At 62.2% G+C, this 16,654-nt stretch carries 17 protein-coding genes; 6 read left to right on the forward strand and 11 right to left on the reverse strand.

The window, feature by feature from the left end:
• Positions 1 to 573 (reverse strand): 2-hydroxyacyl-CoA dehydratase (locus HY852_RS02760; RefSeq protein ID WP_291602414.1); only part of this gene is annotated, 573 nt, incomplete at its 3' end.
• Positions 570 to 1,754: a benzoyl-CoA reductase subunit C gene (bcrC, locus tag HY852_RS02765; protein WP_291602415.1), complete on the reverse strand. Its 1,185-nt coding sequence runs from the start codon at positions 1,752 to 1,754 to the stop codon at positions 570 to 572. The genes bcrC and HY852_RS02760, both read right to left, overlap by 4 nt.
• Positions 1,755 to 2,034: 280 nt before the next feature.
• On the opposite strand from bcrC, the gene HY852_RS02770 reads away from it, so the two are divergent.
• Both HY852_RS02770 and HY852_RS02775 read left to right on the forward strand, forming a co-directional pair.
• Positions 2,035 to 3,765: a 2-oxoacid:acceptor oxidoreductase subunit alpha gene (locus HY852_RS02770; protein ID WP_291602416.1), complete on the forward strand. Its 1,731-nt coding sequence runs from the start codon at positions 2,035 to 2,037 to the stop codon at positions 3,763 to 3,765.
• A complete protein-coding gene (locus tag HY852_RS02775) occupies positions 3,762 to 4,601 on the forward strand; it encodes a 2-oxoacid:ferredoxin oxidoreductase subunit beta (protein WP_291602417.1) in 840 nt (279 codons plus the stop codon). Before HY852_RS02770 ends, HY852_RS02775 begins: the two co-directional genes overlap by 4 nt.
• A gap of 198 nt (positions 4,602 to 4,799) precedes the next feature.
• Here HY852_RS02775 and HY852_RS02780 read toward each other — a convergent pair whose 3' ends face one another.
• The 7 genes from HY852_RS02780 to badH form a co-directional block, all read right to left on the reverse strand.
• Complete coding sequence (locus HY852_RS02780) at positions 4,800 to 5,252, reverse strand: Rrf2 family transcriptional regulator (protein ID WP_291602419.1); 453 nt, start codon at positions 5,250 to 5,252, stop codon at positions 4,800 to 4,802.
• A gap of 167 nt (positions 5,253 to 5,419) precedes the next feature.
• Complete coding sequence (locus HY852_RS02785) at positions 5,420 to 5,974, reverse strand: GNAT family N-acetyltransferase (RefSeq protein WP_291602420.1); 555 nt, start codon at positions 5,972 to 5,974, stop codon at positions 5,420 to 5,422.
• 69 nt (positions 5,975 to 6,043) lie between these two features.
• On the reverse strand, positions 6,044 to 7,063 hold the full coding sequence (locus HY852_RS02790; protein WP_291602421.1) for a zinc-binding dehydrogenase: 1,020 nt from the start codon (positions 7,061 to 7,063) through the stop codon (positions 6,044 to 6,046).
• Between the two features lie 68 nt (positions 7,064 to 7,131).
• On the reverse strand, positions 7,132 to 8,775 hold the full coding sequence (gene aliA / locus HY852_RS02795) for a cyclohexanecarboxylate-CoA ligase (RefSeq protein WP_291602422.1): 1,644 nt from the start codon (positions 8,773 to 8,775) through the stop codon (positions 7,132 to 7,134).
• Between the two features lie 42 nt (positions 8,776 to 8,817).
• Positions 8,818 to 9,969, reverse strand: a complete 1,152-nt coding sequence (gene aliB, locus HY852_RS02800) for a cyclohexanecarboxyl-CoA dehydrogenase (RefSeq protein WP_291602423.1) — start codon at positions 9,967 to 9,969, stop codon at positions 8,818 to 8,820.
• 70 nt (positions 9,970 to 10,039) lie between these two features.
• On the reverse strand, positions 10,040 to 10,822 hold the full coding sequence (badI, locus tag HY852_RS02805; protein ID WP_291602424.1) for a 2-ketocyclohexanecarboxyl-CoA hydrolase: 783 nt from the start codon (positions 10,820 to 10,822) through the stop codon (positions 10,040 to 10,042).
• Positions 10,823 to 10,844: 22 nt separating this feature from the next.
• A complete protein-coding gene (badH, locus tag HY852_RS02810) occupies positions 10,845 to 11,612 on the reverse strand; it encodes a 2-hydroxycyclohexanecarboxyl-CoA dehydrogenase (RefSeq protein WP_291602425.1) in 768 nt (255 codons plus the stop codon).
• Positions 11,613 to 11,739: 127 nt separating this feature from the next.
• On the opposite strand from badH, the gene HY852_RS02815 reads away from it, so the two are divergent.
• The 3 genes from HY852_RS02815 to HY852_RS02825 all read left to right on the forward strand — a co-directional run bounded on the left by HY852_RS02815 (position 11,740) and on the right by HY852_RS02825 (position 13,216).
• Positions 11,740 to 12,246, forward strand: coding sequence for a MarR family winged helix-turn-helix transcriptional regulator (locus HY852_RS02815; protein WP_291602426.1), 507 nt, complete (start codon positions 11,740 to 11,742; stop codon positions 12,244 to 12,246).
• A 194-nt stretch (positions 12,247 to 12,440) separates the two neighbouring features.
• Positions 12,441 to 12,689, forward strand: coding sequence for a hypothetical protein (locus HY852_RS02820; protein ID WP_291602427.1), 249 nt, complete (start codon positions 12,441 to 12,443; stop codon positions 12,687 to 12,689).
• Positions 12,690 to 12,910: 221 nt separating this feature from the next.
• Positions 12,911 to 13,216, forward strand: a complete 306-nt coding sequence (locus HY852_RS02825; protein WP_291602428.1) for a hypothetical protein — start codon at positions 12,911 to 12,913, stop codon at positions 13,214 to 13,216.
• A 222-nt stretch (positions 13,217 to 13,438) separates the two neighbouring features.
• Here HY852_RS02825 and HY852_RS02830 read toward each other — a convergent pair whose 3' ends face one another.
• Both HY852_RS02830 and HY852_RS02835 read right to left on the reverse strand, forming a co-directional pair.
• On the reverse strand, positions 13,439 to 13,828 hold the full coding sequence (locus HY852_RS02830) for a cytochrome c family protein (protein ID WP_291602429.1): 390 nt from the start codon (positions 13,826 to 13,828) through the stop codon (positions 13,439 to 13,441).
• A gap of 267 nt (positions 13,829 to 14,095) precedes the next feature.
• Positions 14,096 to 15,304: an ABC transporter substrate-binding protein gene (locus HY852_RS02835; protein WP_291602430.1), complete on the reverse strand. Its 1,209-nt coding sequence runs from the start codon at positions 15,302 to 15,304 to the stop codon at positions 14,096 to 14,098.
• A gap of 240 nt (positions 15,305 to 15,544) precedes the next feature.
• Between HY852_RS02835 and HY852_RS02840 the strand changes: the two genes are divergently transcribed.
• Positions 15,545 to 16,648, forward strand: coding sequence for a phosphotransferase family protein (locus HY852_RS02840; protein ID WP_291602431.1), 1,104 nt, complete (start codon positions 15,545 to 15,547; stop codon positions 16,646 to 16,648).
• Positions 16,649 to 16,654 lie beyond the last annotated feature (6 nt).

Consider the following 16,654-nt stretch of genomic DNA (forward strand, 5'->3'; position numbering starts at 1 on the left):
GAACTTGATGCCCGAGATCCGCTCCAGCTTCGGAATCACGTCCTGCCTGAGCTGCTTGACCATGTAGCTGATCATGTCCCTGGTGATCTTGCCGTCCGCCATGTAGGGCGTCTGGAACATGATGGTCTCGCAGCCGTATTGCCGGCGCAGCAGTTCGAACCACTTCATGAAGGTGAAGCAGCCGGTATAGGACAGGAGAAGGACATCGGGATTCGGCAGCGGGCGGCCGTTCGGTCCGATGTTGCCTTTGGCCATCATGCCGATATCGGACTTGACGTAAGTGCAGACGTCCTCCGAGTGGCCAAGCTTTTCGGCTTCCAGGACGTAGGCTCCGCTTTGGCGGCGAAGCCCGTTCTGGATGGCGTTGATCTCGGGGAGATTGTTGACGAAGCCGAAGCACATCAGGAGTTCGTTCAGGTTGCCCGGAACGAAGGTCGCGGCAACCTTCTCGCCGTTCTCCTTTGCGCTGGCGAGACGGTCGTAGTGGGCGTTGACCATCTCCTTCTGCCTGGCCATCGAGGCGTCCTTGATGACTTCAGGCGAGGGGGCCTTTGGTGTGACGATAACCGTCATGTTCCGCTCCACAGTTTGATGGAATCGGCGAAAGTGCCGGCCTGTTCTCGGATCGGCTGCATCTGGCCGGAATTTTCCGCGTATTTGAACGCGATCTGCGGGATATTGTGCTTCTTGAGCACCGCCTGCAGCATCGGGCGCTCCAGCAGGCCGGGATCGCAGAAGCTGGTCATGGCGAAGATCACGCCTTCGGCGCGGTTCCTGCGCACACTGTCGACCAGATAGAGGCCCTTCTTCGCCTCGTCCGGTTCGTACTTCGGAGGCGTCGATTTGGAGTCGTGCAGATAGGCGCGCGCCAGGTTGGTCAGCGGATCGCCGGCAAGTTCGACGTCGGAATTCTCCCAGCGCGTGACCAGGATGAAGTCGTCATCGACGATGTAGCAACCGGCTATTTCGATGGACCTGATGAGGTTGAGCGGCGGCTGTTCGCAGAATACACCGGAGATGACGACCCGCGCATTGTCCTTGCGCGGCCGCTGCTGGAGGCGGGCGGCGGCGAGATAGTCGCGCAGCATCTTGTTGTGCTCCTCGACCGGGATGACCATCCCGGCGCGAAGCAGCAGGTAAAGCTCGGACGAGGGTATGTTCCACGGTTCGTCCGCGCGCAGTTGATAAGCCTCGCGGACCAGCCTGCGGTTTTCGTTGAAGACGGCAATCGAGGCGCGCAGCGCCTCGTCCGTAATCGGCTTGCCGGTCATGGCGGAAAGCCAGTGACAGGTCTCTCGGAGCTCGCTGACGTAGAATTCACCGCCGAGATCGTCTTCGAAATTGTGCGGCAGGTCGATATAGCGAGCTCCCTTGTCAGGGAACATCAGCTTCCACATCCCCGACAGATTGCGGATCACGTCGCAGATCGATGGGAACATCATGCCGTCGACGAAGTCGAGGCGGCCCGATACGCCGAGTTCGATGGTCGAGCGGGGAATTCGGCAGATGTAGCTCTGGTAATAGGCGTCGCCGTGGATCACCTCGAGCTGATCGCCGCCGCCGAAGATTCCGAGCGGCAGGCCGCCCGCCGCATGCACGAGTTCGCGCGGCGCATAGTAGGGCATGAAGCCGATGACGATGCGGCCGGGTTCGGCTGCCTTCCACTGGCGTGCGGCGGCAAAGGTCAGATCACTGAACAGCTCCTCGCAGCGTTTGACGATTTCACCCGTCGTGGGGTTCGGCCTGTCAAGCATGCCTGGAATCCTCCCGGCTTAGAGTGGAACGTTCGCTGAAGGCGCTCTTCGGCGTGAGGGCAGATTGATGCGGGGAAGCAAGCAGGCAATCCGTCGCGCGCTTATGCGACGCTCATCGCGATTCATCACGCCCATCGGCGTCCTCCCCGAACTCGTTTCCTGTCTTTCGGCTTCCCTCGTCAACGCGGTTGCGGGGAGCGCTCTTAATTTGTAATCTAGTATTAGAATGCGAATTTAAAATTGATCTGGATCAACCGCACTTCACGGGAGGGAGGAAAGCATGATCACGAGCGGGGAAGCCGTGTCCCTGTCGATTGCGCTGACGGGTTCGGGCGGTGCCGGCGTGATGACCGCGGGGCAGCTGCTCCTGGAAGCGGCAACGCGCTGCGGCCTCTACGGCCTGATGACCCGGTCGACAGGTCCGCAAATCAGGGGCGGCGAAGCGGCGGCCATGGTCCGTCTCTCGCCCAAGGTGGTGCAGTCGCCCGGCGACAGGTTCGACGTCCTGCTCGCCCTCGATTTCGACAACGTCCAGCGCTTCGCGGCGGAGCTGCCGCTCGATTCGTCCGGCCTTATCATCGCGGACCCTGCGGCCGGCGATATACCCGCCTTTCTTCGCGCTTCCGGAGCGCGCGTCGCGCAGGTGCCGATGGCCAAGCTTGCCAAGAGCGTGAGTGGCGGGCGCAGCGCCATGATCGCGCTCGGCGTCCTCGCCCGCCTCATCGGCTTACCGGAGCAAGCCGTCAGCGACGCCGTTGCCGCATCGATCGGGCGCAGGAAGCCGGAAGCGCTCGCCGCGAGCGAAGAGGCGTTGCAACTCGGGTCCGCCCATGCGCCCGACGTGACGATTCCTCGTCTTGCGACTCCCGCGAGCAAGCCCCAGGGCCGCTGGTCGATCAGCGGCAACGAGGCGACCGGCTACGGCGCGATCAGGGGCGGGGTGAAATTCGTCGGCGGCTACCCGATCACGCCCGCCACGGAGATTCTCGAATGGATGGCCGGTGCCTTGCCGCAATGCGGGGGAGCGCTGGTTCAGGCCGAGGACGAACTCGCCTCCATCAATATGGTGATGGGCGCGAGTTTCGGCGGCGCACCGGCATTGACGGCCACGGCCGGGCCGGGATTGTCCCTGATGATCGAGTCTCTTGGGCTCGCGGTCGCTTCCGAGACACCGATCGTGGTGGTCGACGTGATGCGTTCCGGCCCATCCACCGGGATTGCAACCAAGTCGGAGCAAAGCGATCTCAACATCGCCGTCTACGGCCTGCACGGCGATGCGCCTCATGTCGTCACGGCCCCCCTGTCCATTTCCGATTGCCTGCTGACGGCGCAATGGTCAGTGCATCTGGCGGAAAGCCTGCAGACGCCCGTCATCGTGCTGTCGGACCAGTCGATCGGTCAGGCGCGTGCGGTCATCGACAGACCGAAAGAAATCTCGTTCGGCACAAGGCGCCTCACGCCGACCGAGCCGATCGATAACTATGCGCGCTATGCGGCGACCGAATCCGGCGTTTCGCCGATGTCGATTCCCGGCCAGCGCTGCGGGCAATACACGGCCGATGGGCTGACCCACAACGCAAGAGGAGTTCCGTCGAGCCAGGCGCAGGATCACGTCGAACAGCTGCACAAGCGGCAGCACAAGCTCGATGCATTCGACTTCTCGACGCACTGGGCCGAGATCGATGGCCAAGGAGAACTCGCGCTGCTGACCTGGGGCTCGTCAAGCGAGCCGTTGCGCGAAGCGATCGAGATCGCGCGCAGCCAGGGAATCAACGTGAAACTGATTGCGCTCCGATTGATTTCGCCGCCGCAACCCGCGCTGCTGGCGAGGGCACTGGAAGGTGTCAGGCGCGTGCTGGTGATCGAGCAGAGCCATGGCGCGCAGTTCTGGCGCTACCTGCGCGCGTACTACGATCTGCCTGCCGAGGTCGTCTCGATTGCCTGTCCCGGTCCGCTGCCGATCAGGCCGGGCGAGGTCCTCGCCCACATCCAGAAGGGAGCCAGCGCATGAACAGGATGGCGGACATGAGGCGCGAGTTCAAGCCGGCGGATTACAAGTCATCCGTGAAACCGGTGTGGTGTCCGGGATGCGGCGATCATTCGGTGCTGTTGATGTTCCAGCGGGCGCTGGCCGAGCTTGCCCTGCCGCCGGAACAGGTTGCGATCGTGTCGGGGATCGGCTGTTCGTCGCGCATTCCCGCGTATACGAATTGCTACGGCTTTCACGGCGTTCATGGCCGCTCGCTTCCGCTTGCCACCGGGCTCAAGGTAGCCCGGCCGGATCTCACGGTGATCGTTGCCAGCGGCGACGGCGACGGCTTTTCGATCGGCGGCAACCATTTCCTGCACGCCTGCCGTCGCAATATCGATGTCACCTACATCGTCATGGACAACCGCATTTACGGCATGACCAAGGGCCAGCCGTCTCCGACGACCGAGCCGGACTGGGAAACGGACATTGCGCCGGAAGGCACCGGGGTGACGCCGTTTCATCCGCTCGTCATTGCGCTTGCCTCTGGCGCCAATTTCATCGCGCGCGGCTTCTCGGGTGATCTGGCGGGCTGTACCAGGCTGATCGTGGAAGCGGTACGTTGGCCCGGCTTCTCATTTGTGCAAATTCTCAGCCCTTGCGTGACGTTCCGGGCCGACCAGCAGAAGGCGTGGAGGGAACAGGTTCGCAAGGCCGTCGTGCCTGAGACGGACGATCCCGCTCGCGCGGCCCGGCGCCTGATGACCGACGACGGGTTCAACACCGGCATTCTCTATCGCGGCAAGCGCGAAGCCTACCGTCAGCAGCCGTTCGGCGATTGCGACCCGAGCTTCCTGGAGGCCGAATTCGAGGTTTAGGAAGAAATCACCACTGCTGTTGAGATATCGGGTTCGGCCGCCCCTCATGGTGAGGAGGCGCGTAGCGCCGTCTCGAACCATGAGGCCCGAAGCGGGCCTTCATCCTTCGAGACGCTTGCTTCGCAAGCTCCTCACGATGAGAAGATATAGCGGGAGGAGTGCGTCTGGCCTTTCGCGTCGCTCGTACGCCCGAAAGCGCTATTCGGCAGCAACCCGCGCCGCGCGCCCGGGGCTACGCTCATTCTTGCGTCGCTCGCTGTCGATCATTTTGACCAGCGAGGTGATGGAGACCGAACGCAACGTAGCAATCGCGATATCGTCGATCTCGGTCAGGATCCTGTGCAGCGTCCGGCTCTCGGTGTTGTCGCGGATGTCGGCCTGATCGAGATCAGGCGAGGGGTCCTCGAACAGTTCGACGACGTCCAATAGCGTCAGGCGCTTGGGATTGCCGCAAAAGCGGTAGCCTCCGCCTCGTCCCCGCACCGATTCGATGAGCCGCGCACGCACCAGCGTACGCAAGACCTTGTTCAGGTGGTTGAGCGATATGTCGTATTTCCTGGCGATGTCTGCGGCATGCGTCTGCTCTTCTGCGTGCGTCGCAAGTTCGAGCACCGCATAAAGTCCGCAGATGGTCGCCTTCTGCAGTTTCATCGATTCGGGGTCTTTCCGTCTTCCATCCCGGTTCGGCTCAGATGGAAATAGCCTCTTTTTGGCCTGCCACCTAGTGCCTTCGCTCCCGCACATTCTCGGCGCGGAAGGCTCCAGGACGATTCTCCGCCGTTAATTAGCGGAATGGAACGCGCTTCATTTGTTGTACGTCAACCAATATCCTTTTCCATCTGGATATAGCGACCGAAGATCATTCCTTGACTCCGGAAGAACGCCAGCACGAGCTCCGAATCGCGCTCGATCAGGGTGGATACCTTGTCCACTCCGGCGCGCCGAAAGATCTCGCAGATCTCGTCGAACAGGCGCGTACCGATATTCTTGACGCGCATCTTGGGATCGACGGAAACGGCGAAAACCCAGCCGCGAGGATCGGCACCGAACTCGAAGTCGCGGATCTCACCGGTGATGAAGCCGACGATCTGCCCCTCGACCTCGGCGACGAGAAAGACGCGCTTGTCCGCATGGGTATCCGAGAATTGAGCAAGCTTGTCGCGCCAGTATTCCGGTTTCGATCTTCCGCTCGTTGCCTGGTCGAGCTTCACGATCGCCGGCAGATCGGCGCTCGTGGCTCGCCTGATGCGAGAGCCATACGCTTTCCTGCTGTCTTCGCTCTTCGCTGCATCCATCGTGGCAGTTGCCTTGAGCGCCGCTTTCGCCCGGGACTTCAGCCCCCCGCCTCGTTGCGAGGAAATCTTTCCTGACATTCTGGTACTCTAATACATATTTGGCAAGGCAAATATCGCCTGGAGCGGGAAAGTCGCTTTTCCTGTGCTTCAGATATCGACGGCTATCTTGCCGAACTGCGTGCCCGACTCGAGATGGGAGAGGGCGGCGTGAACGTCATCGAGTTTGTAGCGGGCGTCGATCGGCGGCCGGATGCGGCTTTGCGCGCACCACTCGATGAGGCTCGAGAATTCGTCCGGATTGCCGAGGGTCGATCCGAAGATCTGCAGCTGGCGGATGAAGACCCGGCGCAGATCTGCCGGCGGCTGGTCGCCGATGGTCGCGCCGCAAGTTGCGATCCGGCCGCCGCGGACGAGGCATTTCAGCGCCGCGCTCCATATCGCGCCGCCGATGTTCTCGATCACCACGTCGACGCCGCGGCCCTGCGTCAACTCCATGACCCGGGCAGGAATCTTGTCCGGTGGGGCGTCGATGGTGGCATCGGCTCCCAGTTCTCTGGCGCGGTCGAGCTTGTCTTTGCTGCGTGAGGTGACGAAGACGCGGGCTCCGGCGGCCTTGGCAATCTGCAGCGCTGCCTGCGATACGCCGCCGCCGACCCCAAAGACCAGCACGGTTTCGCCGGGTTGAAGCCTGGCCTTGGTGAACAGCATGCGCCATGCCGTGAGATAATTGACACCGAGCGCGGCTCCCTGCGCGAAATCCACAGTGCCCGGCAGAGGCAGAGCGTTCTGGGCGGGAAGGCAGACAAATTCGGCCATGGTTCCGTCGCGATGCTCGCCGAGCAGGCTCATCCTGGCGCAAAGCACCGGCTCGCCGCGGCTGCAGAATTCGCAGCGCCCGCACACGATCCCGGGATACAGCGTCACATTGCGGCCGATCAGATCGCTCGAATCGGCTTCTTCGATCACGCCGGCACCATCGACGCCCATGATCTGCGGCAGGCTGTGGGTGATGCCGGCACCGCTGTCGCGCATATAGAGATCGACGCGATTGACCGTCGCGGCTTTCATGCGAACGAGAATTTCACCAGCTCCGCGCCGCGGGATCGGCCGCTCTCCAACGGTGACGACCTCATTGCCGCCGTGGCCGGTCAAAAAAGCTGCTTTCATTGTTCCTGCCTCAAATATTTCTCGTGCCGATGCCCGCTATGACGTCATCGCTGCGGACGCAGCAAACCTCACAATTCGTTGCCGCGCAGCATCTCGCGGAGCTTGAATTTCTGGATCTTGCCGGAAGGCGTCGCGGGCATCGCCTCGGTCAGGATCAGGCGCTCCGGAACGTACTGAATCGCGACCTTTTGCGACTTGAGAAATTCCGCCATCGCCGCCTGGTCGATGGCCTGGTTGAATTTCGGCACGATCACCGCGCAGGCGCGCTCGCCGAGACGTTCGTCCGGGTAGGCAATGATCGCGACTTGCGCCACCGCAGGGTGCCTGTAGAGCAGGGCCTCGATCTCGACGACGGGTATGTTCTCGCCGCCTCTGATGATGACGTCCTTGCTGCGGCCGGTAATGCGAATATAGCCGGCCGCATCCATGCGCGCGAGATCGCCGGTGTCGAACCAGCCGTCGGCATCGGTGCCGTTCCATTGCGGGCGTTTAAGATATCCGCCGAAGTTCGAGCAGGCTCGGACGAGAAGCTTGCCGGGCTCGCCGGGCGGCAATGTCTTGCCTTCGGAGTCGGCGATCTTGATCCCGACCCCCGGCAGGGCGCAGCCGTCGGTCGTGAAGGCGCGGACGTCGTCATCCTCGAGCCTGATCAAGGTAACCGCGCCGTTTTCGGTCATTCCCCACGCCGAAACGATCTTGGTCCCGAGGGTCTTGCGCGCCTGCTCGACCAGCGGCCCGGGGATCGGAGCTCCCGCGCAGAGGAAGGTCTTCAGGCTCGGCACCGCTTTGCCGGTCTCCGATACCACGCGCGTGAGGTCGGTCAGGAAAGGCGTGGAGGCCATGGTGAAGGTGACACCCTCCCGACGGATCACATCGGCGGCTACTTCCGGATTCCAGATATCCTGCAGCACGGCGCGGGCCTGCAGCATGATCGGCATGATCAGGCCGTACATGAAGCCGGTCTGGTGTGCCATCGGAGAGGCCATCAGGACGACGTCGTCACTTCCGAGCTTCAGCCTTTCCGCGTAGGGAATGATGTTGGACATGAGCGTGTTGGCCGAATGCATCACGCCCTTTGGTTCGCCGGTCGTGCCGGAGGTGTAGATCAGTTGCGTGATATCGTCCGGCCCGGGACGGTTCGCCGCCAGTATGTCGCGCGCGTCCGGTTGCTTCTCCCATTCCGGTTTCGTCAGCAGCGTATCGAAGTCGTCCGCGCCGCCACCGTCGACGACAACGATACGCGTCAGCGACGGAAGCTCCGGCTTCAGGTTCCTTGCCATGGCCTCGTGGTCGAAGTTCCGGAACTGTTTCGGAACAACGAGGACCTTTGCCTCGCCATGCCTCAGCATGAAGCCGAGCTCCCGCTCCCGAAAGATCGGCATGAGCGGATTGAGAACGGCGCCGATGCGTGAACAGGCAAGGTACAGCGCCGTAAACTGCCACCAGTTCGGCAGTTGCATGGCAACGACATCGTTGCGTCCAACGCCAAGACGAGACAGCCCGATTGCGATGCGATCGGCCAGCGTTGCGAGTTCCCGGTAGGTAAACTGGCGAACCTCGCCGCTGTCCGCGCGGACTGCGGTCAGTGCGCGCTTGTCGGGGCAGGCGGCAACGCAGGCGTCCACATAGGTATTGATCGTATGGTCATGCCAATATCCGCGTGCGATGCTCTCGGCGCGCCGCCTCGGCAGGAGAACGGCATCGAATTCCATGTTTCCTCTCCAATGTCGTTGCCACGATTCGCGTTCTTGTTGTCAGGCCGGGACCGCGTTGCGGCCGGCACGGGCGCGCGCGATAATTGTCTTCATGATCTGGGCCGTGCCGTCGCCGATCTGAAAGCCGAGCACGTCGCGGAGCCGCTGTTCCATCGGACCACGATCATAGCCGCCGTGGCCGTGCATCAGCAGGCACTGATGGACGGCTTCGTATGCGAGCTTCGGCGCCCACCATTTGCACATGGCCGCCTCGGCGCTGTGCGGGGCTCCCCGGTCTTTCAGCCACAGCGCCTGCAGGCAAAGCAGACGCGCCGCCTCGACCTGGGTGTCGAGATCGGCGAGGGGATGCGACACGCCCTGAAAGGCCGACAGCGGCTTGCCGAAGGACTGCCGTTCGGCGACATAGACCCAGGTCTCCTCCAGAGCGACGCGCGCAACGGCGAGGACCTGCAGGCCGATCAGGGCGCGCGAGAAGTCGAAGCCCTGCATGACCTGCACGAACCCCTTGTTCTCCTCGCCGAGGCGATGGGAAGCCGGAACGCGGACATTCTCGAAGAAGATGGAGCCGCGTCCGATGGCGCGCTGACCATGGCAATCGAATCGACTTCTTGTCACGCCGGGCAGGTCCATCGGAACCAGCACCGCCGTTACCCCATGGGCGCCGGAGTCGGGAGCGCCGGTGCGGCCGAACACCACGGCCGCATCGGCCTGATCCGCAGCCGAAATCGACGTTTTCTCGCCGTTGAGGATGTATTCCTCGCCAGCGCGTTCGATCTGAAGCCGCAGGTTGCCGGCATCGGAGCCGCCTCGCGGCTCGGTCAACGCGAGCGCGAGCAATGCCTCGCCGGCGATCAGCCGACTGAGCCACGGGCGGACGACCTCGGGCCGGCCGTGATGCGCGAGAATCTGGCCGTTCAGCGAGCCGAGCAGGTTGATGTAGGAGATGGAAAGATCAGCGCGGGCGATCTCCTCGTGGATCACGCCCGCGGCCAGGCAGCTCATGCCCAGGCCGCCAAATTGCTCCGGCAGCTCGGGCGCGATGAACCCCATCGCGCCCATCTGTTTCATCAGCCCCCGATCGAGAACGCGCGTCCTGTCGCGTTCAAGATATCCGGGCGCGACGCGATCGGCCGCGAAACGGCGGGCCTGCTCGCCGAGCGCGACCAGATCTTCGTCCAGATATGGATTCACCTTGTCAGCTCCCGGGGCTTATGTCGGCTCGCCGCCTGAGACGGTCTTTGAACGATGTCGGTGCGGTCCGCTATTTGGCGAACTTGCGGAATTCGGGTTTGCGCTTCTCCTGCAGCGCTTTGACCCCTTCGCGCGATTCATCCGTTTCGTAGTAGAGCTTGAGGGCATACATTCCCATGCCGGCGATGCCGGCCTGGTGCGCGGTATCCATGTTGAAGCTGCGCTTGGCAATTGCGATCGCGGTCGGGCTGCGTTCGCACAATTCCTCGCCCCACTTCTGCACTTCCGCATCGAGCTGGTCGTGCGGCACGCAGGCGTTGGCGAGCCCCATCGCGACCGCCTCCTGCCCCGTGTAGCGGCGGCACAGGTACCACATCTCGCGCGCCTTCTTTTCTCCGACCACGCGAGCCAGGAAGGCGGTTCCATAACCGGGATCGACGGAGCCCATTTTGGGGCCGACCTGGCCGAAGATGGCCTTTTCGGAACAGATCGTCAGATCGCAAATCGTGCACAGCACGTTGCCGCCGCCGATGGCATAGCCCTGGACGCGCGCGATCACCGGCTTCGGCACGTCGCGGATCGCCGTATGCAATTCTTCCATGGGAAGGCCGATGGTGCCGCGCCCATCGTAGTTGCCGTCGTGGGACGACTGGTCGCCGCCGGTGCAGAAGGCGCGGTCACCCGCACCCGCAAGCACGATCGCGCCGACGTTCTTGTCGTAGCCGGCCTTGTACAGCGCCTTGATCAGTTCGTCGCACGTCCTGCCGCGAAACGCGTTCATCTTGTCGGGACGGTTGATGATGATCCAGGCGACGCCGTTGCGGATTTCGTAGATGAGATCCTCGAATTCCATGACTTTACTCCCGCACTCCAGATTAGCCGTTCATGGTCAGTCCGCCGGAGACGCTCAGCACCTGGCCGGTCACATAGCCTGCGTCGTCGCTCGCGAAGAACAGGATGGCGCCCGGCAAATCCTCGGGCTGGCCGATCCGCCCGAGGGGAATTGAGCGCTTGAAAGCTTCCTCGAGCTTTTCCGGGTTCCCGGCGCCTTCCTTGTAATCGGCAAACAGGGCCGTGTCGGTCGGTCCTGGACAGACCACGTTCACGGTGATGCCATGGCGGGAATGTTCGCGGGCGATCGTCTTCGAGAACGCCACAATGCCGCCCTTGCAGGCTGCATAGACGGCCTCGCCCGACGATCCGACGCGGGCGGCATCCGACGAAATATTGACGATCCGTCCCGACCTCCGCGAAACCATGCCGGGCAGCACCGCGTGATGCATATGCAGTGCGCCGACAAGGTTGATGGCGATGAGCCGGTCCCATTGCGCCGGTTCGGTCTTGGTGAAGGGACGGAAGACGTCCCAGCCTGCGTTGTTGACCAATATGTCAACGGGTCCCAGGCCGGATTCTGCCGCGGCGAGGGCGGCATCGACGCTCGTTCTGTCCGTTATGTCGCAGCGAAATGCCTGGGCGACGCCGCCGTCCGTCCGGATGGAGGCCGCGACCTTCTCCGCCGCATCGAGGTTCAGATCGAACACGGCGACCCGCGCGCCCTCCCGGGCAAACCTGCGACACGTCGCGCCGCCAATGCCGCCGCCGCCGCCCGTGACGATCACAGTTCTGTTTTCGAAACGCTTCATGGCACCTCCCCGTCGCGCTTTGGCCTCTCTCGGGCCCTCGCCCCGGCCCCGGGGTAATATCCTTGCCCGGACCAGATATGACAATATATTGTCATAAGATGTCCCCACTTACAAGAGCGCTCGCTTCATGCCGAAGGTAAAGACGAACGGAACTCGAGAAGAAGCCAAGCTTGAACTGGCCAACAGGCTGTTCTTTCGTCTCTATCAATGCGCCAACATGTTGCATAAGACCGGAAGCCGTGCGGTCGAGGTCGAAGGTCTCACCACCCAGCAATGGGCTGTGCTCGGCGCGCTGTCACGCGAAGGCGCGCAGCACGGGGTCAGCATCGGCGATCTTGCCAAGTATCTGATGGTGAGCCGGCAGAACCTGGCCGGACTCGTCGGCCGGATGGAGCGTGACGGCCATATCGCGGTAGCTGCCGACACCCGCGATCGGCGCTCTCGAATTGTAACGATGACCGCGGCGGGCCGTCGGGTCTGGCAGGACAGGGCGCTGCCAAAGATCCATGCATACTACGACAAGGTCCTCGCCGACTTTTCAATCAACGATATCGCGCATGCGCTCCACTACCTGCTCAAGATGCTGGAAGCCATGCAGCGGATCGACCAGGGTGAGCCTGGCGCCGACGATTGATGGTCGCGCGAATTGTCAGGTTGCGGAGCTTCACGGGCCGTTGAGCAAGCATTCAGAGCTCTAAGTTGGCGCGTGATCGAATCTGCGCGCGGAGTGCTTCGGGCGGCCGAAGGAATCGGGTACTGGAAACGTCAAGCACGCCCCGCCAGTCAACGGTTGCTCCATGATTCGGCTGGCCGGACGAGGGAGAAAGCATGCTGACCAGGTTCGATCAAAACACCATCGTCATGCTGACGGCGGCTCTGGATTATGTCTGCAAGAAGATCCCCGCCGACAAGGATAGCCATGAGCTGAGAAGGCGCATTGCTGACGAGCTGGTCGAATCTGTCCGGGCAGGCCGGGGCAACCTGATCGAGCTGCAGAATGCGGGGCTGAAGGTTGTCAGAAGGGAAACCGAGCAGCCCCGCTTCGGCTGGTTTGGTCTGAGGCGGTCTCGGAGGTGAAGGGGCGATCGAGGGAGGATGTTGGTGTAGGGCTCGTACAGGGAGGTGCCCGTCAAGAGTTCGTCTTCAAGTAGATACGCAGCCGGGCCTTGGATACGACCAGCCAGGATTCCTTGAACGTGCCGCGGGGCAATTGCGCAAATGTTTCCTGTTGCGCGTTTCGATCGCCACGTGATCTCTTTCCGTGGATTAGATTTAAGCAGTTTTTTGGGAAATTCGTGATGTCGGACATCAACATCGCCCTGGCCAAGCTTAACGATCGCCTGCTGCGTCTGGAAGGCGAGCTGTTTGTACTACGAACGATTGCCAGGGCAGCGCTCACGGTCGGGGATGAGTCGGCGGTGCGTATGCGGCGGGTCGTTGAGGCAGCCAAACTTGCCCTTGAGGACGAAGCCAAGCGTCCCTTGGACCGGCCAACGCGGAAGTACGTCGAGGCGGCGACCGCCATGATTGATGAACTGCTCGCGGAGGCCGCGCAGCCCGGTCCGCTGCTTACAGTGATAGATGGCGGTAAGGCTGAAGACTGACGATCGGGTATGAGCGACCGCCGATCTCTGGCGTCGTCGTTGACACGCTGACGCTGGTGGCCGCCGTCGATGGCAAACACGCGGCTTCGTCCGGGAAGCCCGATGTGACGGGTGGCTGCAACCTCTCGGATCCATCCGTCTCGGCGCGCGGAGTTGCCAGGTGACGCCGGCGTGACGTTGGCAAATGCCAATCACGCCGGTCATCACCATGGCAGCTTTTCGTTATTGCGCGACCTTGACCGGCGCCTTGTCGAACGTGTGCAGGTAGGCGATCAGATCCTTGATCTTCTGCTCGTCCTTGAGGCCGGCATAGGCCATCTTCGTGCCCGGAACCTTGGCTTTGGGGTCCTTGATATAATCGGAGAAAGTCGCCTCATCCCAGGTCAGGCCCGAGCTCTTGTTGCCGGCCGAATAGCTGTAGCCATCGACGGTTCCAGCCTTGCGGCCGAACAGCCCGTTCAGCACGGGGCCGACGGTGTTCTTGGCGCTATCGCCCACCTGGTGGCAGGCCTTGCACACCACGAATACCTTTTCGCCGGCGGCCGCGTCCTGGGCGGACGCATTGCCTGCGGCAAGTCCCATGGCCAGGGCGGCGAGGACCAGTCGTTTCATTCATTTCTCCTTTGGGAACGGGGTCAGAACGGGATAACCGATAAGCGAAAATAAGCCGCCCATCAAATGGCCGGTTTCAAAGCCGTATTTTTTGTGCCGGTCAAGTGAGCCTGTTCCACGCGGAAGGGTTTCCTCAAGTTAAACCGCTCCCACCAGGTTGCGCTGGTGCGAGCGGTTCGCAGAAGGACCCGCAAACTTGAACGCTCTCACCGAGATTCGCGCTGCAACAGCGTCTGAAACGTTCAAGGACCTCTCCGTGATGTCCTGCTATTGGGTTTTCACCAGAGGACATCCGCCTTCAGCCATCGGACGGAACGCCTCCGCGCCGGGGATCGTCGCCATCACCTTGTAGTAGTCCCAGGGATATTTCGACTCCTCCGGCTTCTTCACCTCAAGCAGATACATGTCGCGCACCACGCGGCCGTCCTCCCGGATAACGACATCCTTGCTGAAGAAATCATTGACCCGCAACTCCTTCATCTTCTTGGCGACCGCCACGGAATCCTTGGTATTCGCGGCGTTGACGGCTTTCAGATAATGCAGCACCGCGCCGTAGACGCCGGCCTGCACGCTGGTGGGCGCCCGACCCTTGTGGCGCTCCATGAAGCGCTTCGACCAGGCGCGGGTTTCGTCGTTGAGATCCCAGTAGAAGGCTTCCGTGGCGACGAGCCCGTGCGCTTCCTTGAGTCCGATGCCGTGAACGTCGGAGAGGAAGATCAGAAGTCCCGCAAGCTTCTGGCCTTGATTGACGATGTTGAATTCGGCCGCCTGCTTGACGGAATTCACCGTATCGGCGCCGGCATTCGCCAGCCCGATGACTTTCGCCTTCGATGCCTGCGCCTGAAGCAGGAACGATGAGAAGTCGGGGCTGTTGAGCGGCGCACGCACCGCGCCGAGGACGCTGCCGCCGGCCTGCTCGACGAAGCGCTTCGCGTCGTCCTGCAGCGCAATCGTGCCGGCATTGTCTCCGGTCAGGAAAAACCAGGTGTTGCCGCCGCCCTTGACCATCGCGCGAGCGGTACCATTGGCCATCGCATAGCTGTCATATGTCCAATGGATCGTGGTCGGTGCGCACCTCTTGCCGGTGAAGTCCGTGTGAGCCGGTCCGGAAAGCAGGAGCATGCGGTTGGTGGCCTGCGTCACGGACAGGACCGAGAACGCGGTGGCGGAATGCGGGACGTCCACGATCGCATCCACGTTCTCAACGTCGACCCAGCGCCGGGCGATGGCCCCGCCGATATCCGGCTTGTTCTGATGGTCGGCGCTGGTCAGCTCGACGGGCTTGCCAAGCGCCTTGCCGCCGAAGTCCTCGATCGCCATTTGCGCGGCGACGATCGACCCGGCGCCGCCAAGATCGGCGTAGGGTCCGGACTGATCGTTGAGAATTCCGATTTTGACCGCCGTCTGCTGTCCGCTCGCGGTCGACGCGAAGCAGATTGCCGCGGTCATGATGGCGGCTGCCAATCCTCTCTTCATGGGCCTTTCCTCCTCCTGCACAACGATTAGGGACGGGTGGCCCCGTCCTTTTTTGTACGATAGCCCGACAATTAAGTTTGATAAAGCCCTAAGGGAACATACCTCGAATTCGGCTGCATCAGCTAAATACTGGAGTATAAACAGACATATACGCTGAAAAAGCGGTAGGACCGTCATGCCAGCAACCTTCTTGACGCCAAAATAATTGTCAGACAATCATACGAAAAAGGTCGCCGTTTGATGTCCAAAGCCGCTGACGATCGAGCCCCATTGGCGCTACCGACAGGGATCGCGCTGAAGGGCGCCGAGGAAACGCGCCCGCTTGATTGGTACGGAATTGCTCAGCGACTTGAGCGCAGCGGCCTCGCCTTCGACCGAACCTTCACGCCGCGACAGTTTTCGGGCGGGCTCGCCAACCTGAACTTCCTGGTTCGGCTCGAGTCCGGCTGGGTCGTGCTGCGCCGTCCACCCGATGGACCGCTGCCTCCCGGCGCCCATGACATGCGGCGCGAACACAGGATCCTTTCCGGCCTATGGCGCGAACTGCCCCTCGCGCCTCGCAGCCTGCATTATTGCGATGATGCGGCGGTGGCCGGCGCGCCGTTCCAGCTGCTCGAATTCCGATCCGGGGTTGCCGTCCGCGGTGACCGGATGGCACCGCTGGGCGAGACCGCGGTCGTTGCGCGCAGCCTCGCCAACACGATGATCGAAACCCTTAGCGCGATTCATGCGGTCGATGTTCGAAAGGCAGGACTTGAAGATCTCGGCCGGCCGGGCGGCTTCTTCCGGCGCACCGCCGCGAGCTGGGTCGATCGCGCTTCCCGAGTGATCGAAGGCGGATTGTCCAACGACGCTGCGGCGATCGCCGAATGGCTCGACCGTGCGCCGGCTCCGAAAGTCGACCGTGCCACCCTGCTGCACAACGACTTCAAGCTCGACAATCTTCTGCTTGATTCGGCGAGCCTGATGCCGACGGCAATTCTCGACTGGGACATGGGAACGCAGGGCGATCCGCTGTTCGATCTTGCGACGACGCTGAGCTATTGGTGCCAGGCGAACGATGCCGCGTGCATGCACCGCCTCGCGCAGATGCCGACCGCGCGCGAGGGCTTTCCCGACCGGGAAGCGGCGGCGCAGATGTACGACCGTATCACGGGCCGTTCGATCGCGGAAATCAAGCCCTACCGCGTCCTGACCATGCTCAAGCTTGGCGTGGTATTTCATCAACTCAACTTCCGATACCGGTCGGGCGAGACCAACGACGTCCGCTATGCGGCGTTTGGCGATCTGGGCAACGACCTCTTCGCCTTCACCCTGCAAATCATCAACGACAAGATATTCTAAAGGTGC

Origin of the sequence: Bradyrhizobium sp., assembly GCF_016213215.1 — a bacterium.
GTDB lineage: Bacteria > Pseudomonadota > Alphaproteobacteria > Rhizobiales > Xanthobacteraceae > Bradyrhizobium.

Bases quoted from the DNA above. Each gene is read 5' to 3' on its own strand.
- bcrC (WP_291602415.1), bottom strand. From the start codon at position 1,754: ATGCTTGACAGGCCGAACCCCACGACGGGTGAAATCGTCAAACGCTGC.
- HY852_RS02770 (WP_291602416.1), top strand. From the start codon at position 2,035: ATGATCACGAGCGGGGAAGCCGTGTCCCTGTCGATTGCGCTGACGGGT.
- HY852_RS02775 (WP_291602417.1), top strand. From the start codon at position 3,762: ATGAACAGGATGGCGGACATGAGGCGCGAGTTCAAGCCGGCGGATTAC.
- HY852_RS02780 (WP_291602419.1), bottom strand. From the start codon at position 5,252: ATGAAACTGCAGAAGGCGACCATCTGCGGACTTTATGCGGTGCTCGAA.
- HY852_RS02785 (WP_291602420.1), bottom strand. From the start codon at position 5,974: ATGTCAGGAAAGATTTCCTCGCAACGAGGCGGGGGGCTGAAGTCCCGG.
- HY852_RS02790 (WP_291602421.1), bottom strand. From the start codon at position 7,063: ATGAAAGCAGCTTTTTTGACCGGCCACGGCGGCAATGAGGTCGTCACC.
- aliA (WP_291602422.1), bottom strand. From the start codon at position 8,775: ATGGAATTCGATGCCGTTCTCCTGCCGAGGCGGCGCGCCGAGAGCATC.
- badI (WP_291602424.1), bottom strand. From the start codon at position 10,822: ATGGAATTCGAGGATCTCATCTACGAAATCCGCAACGGCGTCGCCTGG.
- badH (WP_291602425.1), bottom strand. From the start codon at position 11,612: ATGAAGCGTTTCGAAAACAGAACTGTGATCGTCACGGGCGGCGGCGGC.
- HY852_RS02815 (WP_291602426.1), top strand. From the start codon at position 11,740: ATGCCGAAGGTAAAGACGAACGGAACTCGAGAAGAAGCCAAGCTTGAA.
- HY852_RS02820 (WP_291602427.1), top strand. From the start codon at position 12,441: ATGCTGACCAGGTTCGATCAAAACACCATCGTCATGCTGACGGCGGCT.
- HY852_RS02825 (WP_291602428.1), top strand. From the start codon at position 12,911: ATGTCGGACATCAACATCGCCCTGGCCAAGCTTAACGATCGCCTGCTG.
- HY852_RS02830 (WP_291602429.1), bottom strand. From the start codon at position 13,828: ATGAAACGACTGGTCCTCGCCGCCCTGGCCATGGGACTTGCCGCAGGC.
- HY852_RS02835 (WP_291602430.1), bottom strand. From the start codon at position 15,304: ATGAAGAGAGGATTGGCAGCCGCCATCATGACCGCGGCAATCTGCTTC.
- HY852_RS02840 (WP_291602431.1), top strand. From the start codon at position 15,545: ATGTCCAAAGCCGCTGACGATCGAGCCCCATTGGCGCTACCGACAGGG.